Here is a 14,957-nt window from a genome sequence, read left to right on the forward strand (position 1 = left end):
AACGGGAATGTTTGCGCGAGATATCGGAATTGACCTAGGTACGGCTAATGTATTAATCCATGTTAAAGGTAAGGGTATTGTATTAAATGAGCCATCTGTTGTTGCTATTGATCGTAACACAGGTAAAGTATTAGCAGTTGGTGAAGAAGCAAGAAGTATGGTGGGGCGTACGCCTGGTAATATTGTAGCAATTCGTCCACTTAAAGATGGTGTAATCGCAGATTTCGAAATTACAGAAGCAATGTTAAAGTATTTCATTAACAAATTGGACGTAAAGAGCTTCTTTTCAAAACCTCGCATTTTAATTTGTTGTCCAACAAATATCACATCAGTAGAACAAAAAGCAATTCGTGAGGCTGCTGAACGTTCAGGTGGTAAAACAGTATTTTTAGAAGAAGAACCAAAAGTAGCCGCAGTTGGTGCTGGTATGGAAATCTTCCAACCAAGCGGTAACATGGTTGTTGATATTGGTGGAGGTACAACAGATATCGCTGTACTATCTATGGGTGATATTGTTACCTCTTCCTCTATCAAAATGGCTGGCGATAAGTTTGATATGGAGATCTTAAACTATGTTAAACGTAAGTATAAGCTATTAATTGGAGAACGTACTTCAGAAAATATTAAAATTAAAGTTGGTACAGTATTCCCAGGGGCACGTAGCGAAGAGCTTGAAATTCGCGGACGTGACATGGTAACTGGTTTACCACGTACAATTACAGTATGCTCTGAAGAAATTACAGAAGCACTAAAAGAAGACGCAGCTGTCATTGTACAAGCTGCAAAAGGCGTACTAGAGCGCACACCACCAGAATTATCGGCGGACATCATCGACCGCGGTGTTATTCTAACAGGCGGTGGAGCTTTACTACACGGTATCGACATGCTTCTAGCAGAAGAACTAAAAGTACCAGTATTAATTGCTGAAAACCCAATGCACTGCGTTGCGGTTGGTACAGGTATTATGTTAGAGAATATCGATAAATTACCACGTCGCGCTTTGCGATAAAGAGAGAAGAACTAAGGTGTTAACCTTAGTTCTTTTTTGTTTTTTTATTTTTTTATTATGATTTTTTGAGAAAATAGAAGAAAAATAAAGAAAAACGAAGGAAACAGGTAAAATATTCATATATATGGTTAAATTTAATATTTCCTTATTTGAAAACGTTTATAATATAATGAGTCGAATACGACATTAAGGCAAATCATGTTCAAATACATATTGCCTTTCCCTAATCTGGGCATACACTCTTTTCTACCTCCGTGTCAGTTGCTGGAACATGCAACTATTTTAATGGAATAGAGTGTGTGCATTTTTTTATATATAAAGCTGAAAAGATATTAAAGTTTCACTTTACCCCGCATTAATGGGGAGTAAGACTCCCGCCTCAAAATTTCGCGAATACAAGAGAGTTAGGGCGGAGGTTGCCTGCCCGTAAAAGCCCGATTGGTGAAGGCTAATAATCAGTGGGAAATGGCGCCTACTGATTAAAGATTCACTTTATAATGACAAACAATAAACAAAATGGGATAATAGACAATATGTCCAAGTGGTAAGACCAATATTACAAAAGGGGCGATTGTTATATGTTAAATATAGAACAAATTAAAGAAATCATTCCTCACCGCTATCCATTTTTACTTGTTGATAAAATATTAGAAGTAGATGAAGGAAAAAGAGCGGTAGGAATTAAAAATGTATCCGCAAACGAAGAATTCTTTAACGGGCACTTTCCTGACTATGCAGTTATGCCCGGTGTACTTATTGTAGAAGCATTAGCACAAGTTGGAGCAGTTGCTGTACTAAAGAAAGAAGAAAACCGCGGAAGACTTGCTTTCTTCGCAGGTATCGACAATTGCCGTTTCAAAAAACAAGTACGCCCAGGTGATCAACTTCGCCTAGAAGTAGAGATGACACGTGTACGTGGTCCAATCGGAAAAGGAAAAGCAATCGCAACAGTAGATGGTGAAGTTGCATGTGAAGCTGAAATCACATTTGCGATTGGTGATAAAAAAGAATAGATGTTAATTAAAAAAATTCTTCTGTAACCTGCAGAAGAATTTTTTTAATTAATGTATTTTTGGCTCGAAATATTAAAATACAGAGTAATCAGATTTTTTATTGTAAATGAATGGAAGTTCATATATAATGACGCTATAAATATCTTGAAATTAAGATAAAAGATAACGCGATAAAAATAGAGAAGTCGTTGTCACATTATAGAAGGTGTGGGATAGGACAAAGGTTATTCTGATTCGTTATGATGAAGAGTAGAGGAAAGTAATGGAGAAATTTAACGGTAGAAGTAAATGAAAAATTGGCGTAGCATATCGAGCATAAAAGAGAACAAGGGGAAAATGACGTATTCTGAAAAAGGAGACCATAACATGTTCGGGAGAAAGAAGAGAAAGCCATTAAGACAATTAATTACAAATAAAGAGCCTAAATCACGCATTGCGGAACAATACCGTAATATCCGTACAAATATTGAATTTACATCAGTAGATAACCATATTCGTTCTATCATTGTCACTTCAGCAGATCCAGGTGATGGGAAAACAACGACCATTTCTAATCTAGCAGTTGTTTTTGGGCAACAAGGGAAAAAAGTATTGTTAATTGGAGCTGACTTACGTAAACCAACATTGCAAAATTTATTCGCTGCACACAATCCAAATGGATTAACGAATCTATTATCAGGACAAGCATCGTTTGTGCAATGTATTCAAAAAACAGACATAGAGAATGTATATGTTATGTCAGCAGGTCCAATCCCGCCAAACCCAGCAGAGCTACTTGGATATCGTAAAATGGATGAAGTACTTCTAGAGGCATATAAGATGTTTGACATCGTTTTGATTGATACACCACCTGTATTGGCCGTTACAGATGCACAAATACTCGCTAATAAATGTGATGGAGTTGTATTAGTAGCGCGTAGTGAAAAAACAGAAAAAGATAAACTAATAAAAGCAAAACAAATATTAGATAAAGCATCCGGAAAGCTACTTGGTGTTATATTAAACGACAAAAGAGAAGAACACGAGCAATATGGATATTATTAGAAAATAATGTATGGAATAGTATTTTTTTAAAGCTAGTATTTTTTTACTAGCTTTTTTGAATTGTTTTAAAATTTTTCATCGTATTATACGAAAAAAATGATATAATGGAATTTTTGTCAAATTGATGGAATGTGTTGTCATATTTAAGATTATTTTGTAAGATTATATATGTTTTTAAATAAGAAACGTACATAGATATTACTAAAATAAAAAAATGTAAGATTTATATGTTATAATTTTTCTTATGTGCAAATTTTAGAAAGTTGGAGGAACTTATGGAAGAAACAATTAGTTTGAAAGAGTTATTTCATATTTTAAAAAAACGTTTAGCAATGATCCTCGTAATCGCCTTTGGTGCAGCTATTGTAAGTGCTATCATTAGCTTCTTCTTCATGACACCAATCTATCAATCTTCGACGCAAATTCTTGTTAACCAGAAGAAACAAGAAGGAGCAGCAATTCAGTACAATGAGGTGCAAACAAATATTCAATTAACAAATACATACAAAGTTATAATTAAAAGTCCTGTTATTTTGGATCAAGTGAAAGAAAAACTGGCTTTAAATTTAACAACAGAAACTTTAAATGAAAAGATTGAAGTAGCTAATAAGAAAGATTCACAAGTTGTAGAAGTAACGGTACAAGATAAAAATCCTAAATTAGCTCGTGATATTGCAAATACCACTGCCGAAGTATTTCAAAGTGAAGTAGCAAAAATCATGAGTGTTAACAATGTCACTGTACTATCAAAAGCAGAATTGTCAGAAGAATTATCGCCTATTAAGCCCCGACCAATGGTAAATGTTGTGATCGTCTTTGTTCTTGGTTTAATAGCTTCCGTTGGTCTTGCATTCTTACTAGAATACTTAGATAACACGGTGAAAAAGGAAGAAGATGTAGAAAATTTACTTGGTTTACCAGTTTTAGGTATTGTAGCTCGTATGGATGAAGAAACAACGAACGTGAAATCACATGCTCCATCATCAAGAAAAGTGAGGGGACAAACAATTGGCTCTTAATTTATTTAAAAAGAAAAAAAATCATCGCCAACGTCGTCAATTAATTGCTCATCAACAACCGAAATCACCAATTTCAGAACAGTATCGTAATATTCGAACAAATATCGAATTTGCAGCTGTTGATACGAATTTACATTCGTTAATGGTTACGTCTGCGAACCCAAGTGAAGGGAAAACGACAACGACAGCGAATATGGCAGTCGTGTTTGCCCAACAAGGAAAGAAAGTATTATTAATTGATGCAGATATGCGTAAACCAGCGATGCATCAAATGTTTCAAGTAGATAACATTTTTGGATTAACAAATGTGTTAACGCATAGTGAGCGTTTAGAAAAATGTGTACAAACGACATCAGTTGATAATTTACACTTTTTAGCTTGTGGTCCAATCCCGCCGAATCCAGCGGAATTGTTAGGGTCAAAATCAATGCAGGAACTTCTTGCGCAAGCATACAGTATGTACGATTTAGTCATTTTTGATTTACCGCCAATTTTAGCTGTTACAGACGCACAAATTATGGCAAATGTATGTGATGCTTCTATTCTTGTCGTTCGTAGTGAATCGACAGAAAAAGAATCAGCAGTAAAAGCAAAAGGTTTATTAGAATCGGCAAAAGGTAAACTGTTAGGCGTTGTCCTGAATGATCGTGAACGTGAACAGGGCTTATATTATTACTACGGTGCAAATTAATTGAAAGAGTGAGATATGGGAAGAACATATCTCCTTTTTTCCCTTGAATATGAGGGATATCTCATATTCAAGGGAAAAAAGATTTATATGAGAGAGGGAGGATGAAAAAAATGATAGATTTACATTGTCACATTTTACCTGGTATCGATGACGGTGCACAGACAGTAACAGATAGTTTAGTGATGGCACAAAAGGCAATAGAGGAAGGTATTCATACAATTGTCGCAACGCCACATCATCAAAATGGAAAATATGTAAATGAGCGTACTTCTATTATTCATCAAGTGAAGCAATTAAATGATGAATTACAACAACATGAAATCCCGCTGAAAGTTTTACCAGGGCAAGAGGTCAGGTTATACGGTGATTTATTAGAAGACTATGAAGCTGGTAAAATCGTTACTTTAAATGAAACAAACAAATATATATTTATTGAATTTCCATCTAATCATGTACCTCGTTATGCAGAACAACTATTTTATGAACTACGTGTAAAAGGAATGATCCCAATTATCGTTCATCCCGAACGTAATGCCGAGTTAATCGAGCGGCCAGATAAGTTATATAACCTTGTAAATAAGGGAGCTTTAACACAAGTGACGGCAGGAAGTCTCTTAGGCAAATTCGGGAAAAAGATTAAAAAATTCTCACTACAACTTGTTGAACATAATTTAACTCATATGATCGCATCAGATGCGCATAACACAACGTCAAGAGGATTTCATCTAGTAGAGAGCTATGAATTAATAGAGAAAGAATTTGGCGCAAATGTTATGAATGATTTAAGAGAGAATCCGTATTTAATAATTAGCGGAAAAGCAATTTATAAAGAAGATCCAGAACAAATTCGTCGTAAAAAGTTGTTTGGCATCTTTTAAATAAAGAACAGGTGATGTCTCCTAACCGTTATCAACGGAGGCACTCGGTCGTGCTGTGGGTAGAAATTTTTATTTCGAACCTACCTTAGACGCTTGTCGTCGGGAGTATGGCGTGAGGATGGGTTAGATGCCCATAATTTATTTGTAATAGAAACTCTACCTATGGAGTTATAAACATGACTTTATAGGTAGGGTTTTTGTTATTGTTACATATAAATAAATAGATATGGAGGGCTATAATTGAAAAAAGTAAAAAAGGCAATTATTCCAGCTGCTGGTCTAGGAACGAGATTTTTACCAGCCACGAAAGCGATGCCGAAAGAAATGTTACCAATCGTCGACAAACCGACAATTCAATACATAGTAGAAGAAGCGATAGAATCAGGAATTGAAGATATTATTATTGTTACTGGAAAAGGAAAACGTGCGATTGAAGATCATTTTGATCATTCCTTTGAATTAGAACAAAATCTTTTAGAAAAAGGAAAGCATGAAATACTTGAAAAAGTACAAGCCTCCTCAAACATTAATATTCATTACATAAGACAAAAAGAACCAAAAGGTTTGGGGCACGCAGTATGGTGCGCTCGTAAATTTATTGGAAATGAGCCATTTGCGGTATTACTTGGTGATGATATTGTACAAGCAGAAACACCATGTTTACGTCAATTAATGGATCAATATGAAGAAACACAATCGTCAGTTATTGGTGTACAAACAGTGCCAGAAGGTGAAACACACCGTTACGGTATTATTGATCCCGTTGAACAAAATGACCGTCGTTATCAAGTGCGTCAATTTGTTGAAAAGCCAGCAGAAGGTACAGCACCATCAAATTTAGCAATTATGGGTCGTTACGTATTAACGCCAGAAATCTTTATGTTCCTAGAGAATCAACAAACAGGTGCTGGTGGAGAAATCCAATTAACTGATGCAATTCAACGATTAAATGAACTGCAAAGAGTGTTTGCCTATGACTTCGAAGGTACTCGTTATGATGTTGGGGAGAAGTTTGGATTTATTAAAACGACAATTGAAATGGCACTTCAAAATGAAGAGTTGAAAACAGATTTGATGAAATATATAACAAAACTTTTAAAAAAAGAAGAGGTACATTCATAAAAGGATGTCTTTTTTTATTATTAATAAGATAGTAATTAAACAAAGAAGGGGATAGATATATTGAGTTATCGAAAACGGCTCTCATTATTAACATTATTAGATTCATTCATTGTATTAACTGCCGTGTATTTAAGTTATTGGTTTGTGCATCCCAATATATTAAGTAAAATTCCTGTGACAGTAATTATTAGTTCTATTACATTATTATGTAGTCATCATATTTTTGCGGCTATTTATAAGCTTTATAACAAGGCATGGGAATATGCAAGTATTGGAGAACTGAAACAAATATTTAAAGCAATTACACTTTCTATAATTGTAACAGCAATTGTTCAACAAATTATAAATCATGATATTTATGTTCGAATTTTGGCTATCGCATGGATGCTACATTTATTATTAATAGGTGGTTCTCGCTTTGTATGGCGTATGTTCCGTGATACGTATATTACTAAACCGACTAATAAGAAACGCACATTAATTGTTGGTGCAGGCTCAGCAGGCACTATGGTAGTTAGACAGTTACTACATAATAAGGAAGCAGATTTATATCCAATTGCGTTTGTCGATGATGATAGAAATAAGCAAAAATTGGAAATTTATAATGTGCCAGTCATTGGTACAACAAATCATATTAAAGAAGTTGTAGAAGATAATGATATTGAACACATTATTATTGCTATTCCGTCTTTAAATCGTAAACAAATAAACGAGATTTTTGAAAAGTGTAGAAAAACAAAAGCTAAAACTCAAATTGTACCAATGCTTGAAGATCTTCTAGATGGTAAAGTGTCTGTCAATGAAGTGCGTGATGTACAAGTAGAGGATTTATTAGGTAGGGAACCAATTCAATTAGATGATGCGGGAATCGGAGAAAAGATTGCAGGTAAAACAATTTTAGTAACAGGTGCTGGTGGATCTATTGGATCAGAAATTTGCCGCCAAGTGATGAAATATAAACCAGCAAAAATTGTTCTTTTAGGGCATGGTGAAAACAGTATTTATAACATAGAAATGGAAATGCGGGTTACATATAAGAATTCGGTTGAAGTTACTACAGAAATTGCTGATGTACAAGATCGTCATAAAATTTTTGAAATCGTGAAGAAACATCAGCCATACATTGTGTATCATGCAGCTGCACATAAACATGTACCTTTAATGGAACGTAATCCTGAAGAGGCTGTGAAAAATAATATTTTTGGTACAAAAAATGTTGCAGAAGCAGCTGATACATTTAAAGTAAATACGTTTGTAATGGTCTCTACAGACAAAGCTGTAAACCCTACGAATGTAATGGGGGCAACAAAGAGATTCGCAGAAATGCTTGTACAACATTTGGCAGCGGTGAGTAATAATACAAGGTTCGTTGCTGTTCGGTTTGGGAATGTTCTTGGTAGTAGGGGAAGTGTAATCCCATTATTTAAGAAGCAAATCCAAAAGGGTGGACCTGTAACTGTTACTCACCCAGATATGATTCGTTACTTCATGACAATACCAGAGGCTTCAAGACTAGTGATTCAAGCTGGAACGTTAGCTAAAGGTGGAGAACTTTTTGTCCTTGATATGGGGGATCCAGTGAAAATTGTTGATTTAGCAAAAAATCTTATTACCCTTTCGGGATATTCCATTGAAGAAATTGGAATTGAATTTACCGGATTGAGACCGGGAGAGAAAATGTACGAAGAGCTATTAAACGAAAGTGAAATACATCCAGAACAGATTTTTCCGAAGATTCATGTGGGGAAAGCTATTTTAATGGATCAAGGTATTTTATTGGAGTTTATGCATGATTTTGAATACATGAGTAAAGAAGAAATAAGGGAACGGTTATTGGATATAGCTAATAATAAAGTGTTTGTAAATTAAAAAGGCTTCATTTTTATTAACAAGATATTAAAAATAACCTAAAGTGTAAATTAATATAATCGGGGTTGTGAAAAATGCTATATATAAATTATATGAAACGTGTGATGGATTTTATTATTTCATTAATGGGATTAATAATTCTATCACCTATATTTTTATTATTAATTTTGTGTATAAAGATTGATTCGAGAGGTCCAGTTTTATTTAAGCAATGTCGAATTGGAAAAGATAAATCTGAGTTTTATATTCTAAAGTTTAGAACAATGAAAATAGATACACCTAATGATACACCTACACATCTTCTAGAAAATCCAAATCAATATATTACTAAGGTTGGTCGTTTTTTACGTAAAACAAGTTTAGATGAACTCCCACAAATTGTGAATATTCTTAAAGGTGAGATGAGTATAGTTGGTCCTAGACCGGCGCTTTGGAATCAATATGATTTAATTAAAGAACGTGATATGTATAATGCAAATGATATTCGTCCAGGCCTTACTGGCTGGGCACAAGTTAATGGTAGGGATGAATTACCTATAAATATAAAAGCTAAGCTAGATGGAGAATATGTTCAAAAAATAAATTTTGTTTTTGATATTAGAATATGTTTTAAAACAATACTTAGTGTAGCTAAAAGTGAAGGTGTTAAAGAAGGGAATAATTAATAAAACCAGCTTTTTAGCAATATTAAGAGTTTAGGAGTAAAGTCATAATGAAAATACTTGTAGTGTGTCAATATTTTTTTCCTGAACAGTTTAGAGTCAATGATATTTGTTCTGAACTAGTACGAGAAGGACATGAAGTAACTGTTCTAACAGGGCTTCCTAATTACCCTAGTGGAATTGTAGATGAAAGATATAGAGTATTTAAAAATAGAAAAGAAGAAATAAATGGAGTGAAAGTAATACGTTCATGGCTCCTTGGAAGGGGAAAAGGGACTAAAAGATTAGCTCTAAATTATATTAGTTTCGCTATATCTTCTACATTAAAATCCATCTTTATGAAGAAGGATTTTGACCTTATTTTAGTGTATCAACTTTCTCCTGTAACGATGGCAATACCTGGTATTGTTTTGAAAAAAATGACGAAGAAGCCCCTTGTATTATATTGCCATGATTTGTGGCCTGAGAGTATTGCATCGGCTGGTATTTCGCCGAATAGTAAAGTATATAGAGTGTTGTTAAAAATAAGTAAATGGATTTATAAAAGTGCAGATGAGATTTTTACAAGTTCTAAATTGTTTGAGGAGTATTTTAAAGATACTTTAAATATTAAGAGTAACATTACACACCTTCCAGTATACGCTGAGGCATTATTTGAAAATATTGATTCTATTAATAAAAAAGATGGAATTATAAATTTAGTATTTGCAGGTAACATAGGTGAAATGCAAAGTGTGGAAACAATTATTTATGCTGCAAATGAACTTAAAAAAGATAGTGGTATTAAGTTTCATATTGTAGGAGATGGATCTTCACGTAAAAAATGTGAAGAACTGACCAAGGATTTAGAAATTAATAATGTTATATTCCATGGGCAATACCCTATTACAGAAATGCCAAGATTTTATGAGATGGCAGATGCTTTCTTAATTACATTAAAGGAAAATAAAGTAATATCATATACATTACCTAATAAAGTTCAATCGTATATGGCTGCTGGAAAGCCTATTATAGGTGCGATAAACGGAGAAACTCAAATTGTTATAAATGAGGCGAATTGTGGATTATGTTCCTCAGCAGAGAATTATATAGAATTGGCTAATAATATAAGGAATTTTGCTAAAGAAACAGACAAACATTTGTTATATGGAGAAAATGCGAGGAATTACTATGATTGTAATTTCTCTAAAAAGATTTATATGGAGAGACTGAATAACTTATTAAATGAAATAAAATTAGAGGGGGCTAGTAAGTATGTTCAAAAATAAAACACTACTAATCACAGGAGGTACAGGATCTTTTGGTAATGCGGTGATGGAAAGATTCTTAGATACTGATATAAAAGAAATTCGTATTTTTTCACGTGATGAAAAAAAACAGGATGACATGAGAAAACTCTATACAAATGACAAACTTAAATTTTATTTGGGAGATGTAAGAGATTTAGCAAGTGTTAAAAATGCCATGCATGGTGTAGATTATGTTTTTCATGCAGCTGCATTAAAACAGGTGCCTTCATGTGAATTTTTCCCGTTAGAAGCAGTAAAGACAAACATTATAGGTACGGATAATGTACTAACAGCTTCTATAGAATATGATGTGAAGAAAGTTATCTGTTTATCTACAGATAAAGCTGCTTATCCAATCAATGCTATGGGTATTTCGAAAGCGATGATGGAAAAAGTGTTTGTGGCAAAATCAAAAACAGTATCTCCAGAGAACACACTTATTTGTGGTACGAGATATGGTAATGTTATGGCTTCACGTGGATCAGTTATTCCATTATTTATAGAACAAATTAAAGCGGGCCAACCCTTAACTGTGACTGATCCTAATATGACAAGGTTCCTGATGAGCTTAGAAGAGGCAGTAGAATTAGTAGTATTTGCATTTCAAAATGCTGTAGCTGGGGATATTATGGTCCAAAAATCTCCTGCAAGTACCATTGGTGATCTTGCTCAAGCTGTAAAGGAATTATTTAATGTTGATAATGAAGTTAAAGTAATTGGTACACGCCACGGAGAGAAGCGTTATGAGACATTATTGACGAAGGAAGAATACGTGGTAGCGGAAGATTTAGGTGGTTTCTTTAGGGTTCCTGCGGACCGAAGAGATCTTAACTATGATAAGTATTTTGCAGAAGGAAATCAAAAACTTACTACTGTTGGAGAATATAATTCAGATAATACACAAATCCTTGATATTGAGCAAATTAAAGAAAAATTATTAGAATTAGAGTATGTAAAACAAGAACTTAAGGAATGGAATAAGACGAATATTTATTCAATGAATTAAAGGGCGGGATAACTAATGAAAATTCTTGTTACAGGTGCAAAGGGTTTCCTTGGGAAAAACCTCGTTGCCGAACTTGGAAATCAGGGGTATAAAGATGTATTCGAATTTTCTAGAGAAGATAATATTACATTACTTGAAAGGTATACGAGAGAATGTGATTTTGTTTTCCATTTAGCTGGTGTGAATAGACCTAAGGATGAAAAAGAATTTATGGAAGGAAATGCTGAATTTACATCTCAATTGCTAAACTTATTAAAAGAGCATGGTAATAAGGTCCCTGTACTTATTACTTCTTCCATTCAGGCAGAAAATAATAATCCTTATGGAAAAAGTAAAAAAGCTGGTGAGGAGGAATTATTCAATTATTCTAAAGAAACTGGTGCTAAAGCTTATGTATATAGACTCCCAAACCTATTTGGGAAGTGGAGTAAACCTAACTACAATACGGTGGTAGCAACGTTCTGTCATAATATTTCCAGAGGTTTAGATATTCAAGTAAATAATCCTGATGTAGAACTGAATCTTTGTTATATAGATGATGTTTTGGAAGAGTTTTTAAGGGCTTTGAAGCAGAATCCAACTATACAGGATGAGCATTGTTTTGTTCCTATAACACATAAGATTAAGCTTGGAGAATTAGCAAATGTTATAAAAAACTTTAAAGAAAGTAGGGGGAATTTAAGTATTTCAAACATGGGAGATGCTCTAACTAAAAAGCTTTATAGTACATACTTGAGTTTTTTACCTGAAGACGAGTTTGCATATGATCTTAAAATGAATATTGATAATAGAGGTTCATTTACGGAATTTATTAGAACGGCTGAAAGAGGACAAGTTTCTATAAATGTATCCAAACCAGGAATTACAAAAGGGAATCATTGGCATCATACCAAAAACGAAAAGTTTTTAGTAGTGAGTGGTGAAGGTTTAATTCGATTTAGAAAGATAGATTCAGATGATATTATTGAATATCGTGTGAATGGGGAAAAGTTACAAGTTGTTGATATACCAATTGGATATACACATTCCATTGTAAATATAGGGGAAAATGATCTTGTGACAGTAATGTGGGTAAATGAATGTTTTAATCCTGAAAAACCAGACACTTATTTTTTGGAGGTATAATTCATGGGAAAATTAAAAGTTATGACAATTATTGGTACTAGACCGGAAATTATAAGACTTTCGGAAACTATTAAAGCGTGTGATAGATATTTCGATCATGTTCTTGTTCATACAGGACAAAATTGGGATTATACATTAAACCAAGTGTTTTTTGAAGACTTAGGCTTAAGAGAACCGGATCATTATTTAAATGCTGCAGGCTCAAATCTTGGTGAAACGATGGGGAATATTATTGCTAAAGTTTATGAAGTTCTAGAAACAGAAAAACCGGATGCACTTCTTATTTTAGGAGATACAAATAGTTGCCTTGCGGCTATTCCAGCAAAACGTTTAAAAATACCAATTTTCCATATGGAAGCGGGAAACAGATGTTTCGATCAAAATGTACCAGAGGAAATTAATCGAAAAATTGTAGATCATACATCAGATATTAATCTACCGTATACTGAACACAGTAGAAGACACTTAATTTCTGAAGGGATTCGCAGAGAACACATCTTTGTTACAGGGTCGCCAATGACAGAGGTAATCCATAAGCATATGGATAAAATACAAAAAAGTAGTATTTTAAAAGAGTTAGATTTAGAAGAAGGAAAGTATATTGTTGTATCTGCGCATCGTGAAGAAAATATAGATAATGAAGAAAACTTTATGTCTTTAATGAATGCTTTAAATCAAATTGCAGAAACATATCAAATTCCATTAGTATATTCAACACATCCAAGGAGTTGGAAAAAAATAGAGGAACGTGGCTTTAACTTCCATCCTCTAATTAGGCAGTTAAAGCCATTTGGATTCCTTGATTATAATAAATTACAATTAAATTCATTTTGTGTTCTTTCAGATAGTGGTACTCTTTCTGAAGAAGCTGCAATTCTTGGATTCCCAGGTGTGCTTATCCGTACTTCAACAGAGCGCCCAGAAGTTCTTGATAAGGGCACAGTAGTTGTTGGGGGAATCAAAGAGTTAGATATTATTCAAGCTGTAGAACTATCACGTGCGATGTGGGAGAATTCAGAAGCAACAGTACTTGCACTTGATTATGTTGATACTAATGTATCTACAAAAGTAATTAAGCTAATTCAAAGCTATACAAAAATAATTAATAAAGTAATTTGGGGAAAGGCCTAAGCAATGAAAGCTAAAATATGTTTTGTTTGTTTAAGTAATATGTACCTAGTTCCATATCTATCAAAGTATGAAGAAAATATAGATAATCCTTATGATGTAATATATTGGAATAGGCATGGTGTAAAAGAGACATCGTCGGCTGAAAATTTATTTCCTTTTGAATATCAAATGAATGAAAATTTAAGCAAAAAACAGAAGTTAGTAGGCTATATGAAATTTAGGGCATTTGCAAAAAGCATTTTAGAGAAGAACAATTATGATGGAGTAATTGTTCTTCACACAACAACTGGTATTCTGTTGAAAGGTGTATTGAAAAAATATTATAAAAAGAAATATATTATTGATATTCGCGATTATACTATGGAAAAGAATCCATTGTTTTATGCTCTTGAAAAGGATTTGATAGAGCATTCGGCTTTAGCTGTTATTTCTTCTAAGGGTTACGAATCTTTTTTGCCAAAGTATGATTATGTTTTATCTCATAATGATATCAGTATTTCTAAATCTACTATCCGTGATTTTAGAAATACAAAGATAATAAATGAGAATAAAATTAGTATCTCCTTTATAGGTTTGATTAGATTTCATGAACAAAATAAAAAGGTGATAGCTAGATTTGCAAACGATCAAAGATTTGTTTTAAACTTCATTGGTGCAGATGCTTTTGCATTACGTTCATATTGTGAAAATTTAAAAGTCAGCAATGTTAATCTTATCGACCGATTTCCGCCAGAAAAAACGATGGATTATTATAAAATGACTGATATGATAAATAATCTCTATGGAAATAATTCGATGCTCCTCGATTATGCCTTATCCAATAAGTTATATTATGCAGCTTTATTAGGATTACCTATCCTAGTTTCACCAGATACGTATATGGAGGAAGTTGCATGTAATTATGGATTTGGTTACAGTGTGGATTTAAACTCTGATACAGTTTGTGATGATATTTATCATTACTATAGAAATATAGATTGGGAAGAGTTTTATGATTCGTGTGATCAATTTTTATTAGATGTAAATGCAGATAATGAAAAATTTAAAAAAGCTATTAATAATTATATTTTAGATATTAAAGAATGAAAGATGAGGATTT

The 14,957-nt window shown here is 33.3% G+C and carries 14 protein-coding genes; all 14 read left to right on the forward strand.

What is annotated here, in order from left to right; genetic code table 11:
- Positions 1–7 precede the first annotated feature (7 nt).
- The 14 genes from mreB (at position 8) to QCI44_RS01155 (ending at position 14,944) form a co-directional block, all read left to right on the forward strand.
- On the forward strand, positions 8–1,009 hold the full coding sequence (mreB, locus tag QCI44_RS01090) for a rod shape-determining protein (protein WP_016085501.1): 1,002 nt from the start codon (positions 8–10) through the stop codon (positions 1,007–1,009).
- 578 nt (positions 1,010–1,587) lie between these two features.
- A complete protein-coding gene (gene fabZ, locus QCI44_RS01095) occupies positions 1,588–2,022 on the forward strand; it encodes a 3-hydroxyacyl-ACP dehydratase FabZ (RefSeq protein ID WP_000931959.1) in 435 nt (144 codons plus the stop codon).
- A gap of 366 nt (positions 2,023–2,388) precedes the next feature.
- Entirely contained in the window at positions 2,389–3,066 is a 678-nt protein-coding gene (locus QCI44_RS01100) for a CpsD/CapB family tyrosine-protein kinase (RefSeq protein ID WP_061679408.1), read from the forward strand.
- A 275-nt stretch (positions 3,067–3,341) separates the two neighbouring features.
- Positions 3,342–4,085 (forward strand): YveK family protein, encoded by a 744-nt coding sequence (locus QCI44_RS01105; RefSeq protein WP_327812904.1) that lies wholly within the window; start codon positions 3,342–3,344, stop codon positions 4,083–4,085.
- Positions 4,075–4,776: a CpsD/CapB family tyrosine-protein kinase gene (locus QCI44_RS01110; RefSeq protein ID WP_128805219.1), complete on the forward strand. Its 702-nt coding sequence runs from the start codon at positions 4,075–4,077 to the stop codon at positions 4,774–4,776. The genes QCI44_RS01105 and QCI44_RS01110 overlap by 11 nt, the downstream gene beginning before the upstream one ends.
- A gap of 110 nt (positions 4,777–4,886) precedes the next feature.
- The gene (locus QCI44_RS01115; protein ID WP_353810971.1) at positions 4,887–5,654 is read left to right on the forward strand and encodes a tyrosine-protein phosphatase; all 768 of its coding nucleotides are present in this window, start codon (positions 4,887–4,889) and stop codon (positions 5,652–5,654) included.
- A 240-nt stretch (positions 5,655–5,894) separates the two neighbouring features.
- Positions 5,895–6,776, forward strand: a complete 882-nt coding sequence (bpsC, locus tag QCI44_RS01120; RefSeq protein WP_327812902.1) for a UTP--glucose-1-phosphate uridylyltransferase BpsC — start codon at positions 5,895–5,897, stop codon at positions 6,774–6,776.
- 60 nt (positions 6,777–6,836) lie between these two features.
- Positions 6,837–8,645, forward strand: coding sequence for a polysaccharide biosynthesis protein (locus QCI44_RS01125; RefSeq protein WP_353810972.1), 1,809 nt, complete (start codon positions 6,837–6,839; stop codon positions 8,643–8,645).
- 74 nt (positions 8,646–8,719) lie between these two features.
- Entirely contained in the window at positions 8,720–9,310 is a 591-nt protein-coding gene (locus tag QCI44_RS01130) for a sugar transferase (RefSeq protein ID WP_327812900.1), read from the forward strand.
- A 47-nt stretch (positions 9,311–9,357) separates the two neighbouring features.
- Positions 9,358–10,575 carry a glycosyltransferase family 4 protein gene (locus QCI44_RS01135; protein WP_327812899.1) on the forward strand — a complete coding sequence of 406 codons (1,218 nt, stop codon included), beginning with the start codon at positions 9,358–9,360 and terminating at the stop codon, positions 10,573–10,575.
- Positions 10,562–11,602, forward strand: coding sequence for a polysaccharide biosynthesis protein (locus QCI44_RS01140; RefSeq protein ID WP_353810973.1), 1,041 nt, complete (start codon positions 10,562–10,564; stop codon positions 11,600–11,602). The genes QCI44_RS01135 and QCI44_RS01140 overlap by 14 nt, the downstream gene beginning before the upstream one ends.
- Before the next feature lie 15 nt (positions 11,603–11,617).
- Positions 11,618–12,727 (forward strand): capsular polysaccharide biosynthesis protein CapF, encoded by a 1,110-nt coding sequence (locus tag QCI44_RS01145; RefSeq protein ID WP_353810974.1) that lies wholly within the window; start codon positions 11,618–11,620, stop codon positions 12,725–12,727.
- A 3-nt stretch (positions 12,728–12,730) separates the two neighbouring features.
- Positions 12,731–13,858, forward strand: a complete 1,128-nt coding sequence (gene wecB, locus QCI44_RS01150) for a non-hydrolyzing UDP-N-acetylglucosamine 2-epimerase (protein WP_098485634.1) — start codon at positions 12,731–12,733, stop codon at positions 13,856–13,858.
- 3 nt (positions 13,859–13,861) lie between these two features.
- Positions 13,862–14,944 (forward strand): glycosyltransferase family protein, encoded by a 1,083-nt coding sequence (locus QCI44_RS01155; protein WP_353810975.1) that lies wholly within the window; start codon positions 13,862–13,864, stop codon positions 14,942–14,944.
- Positions 14,945–14,957 lie beyond the last annotated feature (13 nt).

The sequence above is a fragment of the Bacillus cereus group sp. RP37 genome, assembly GCF_040459695.1.
In the GTDB taxonomy this organism is placed as follows: domain Bacteria; phylum Bacillota; class Bacilli; order Bacillales; family Bacillaceae_G; genus Bacillus_A.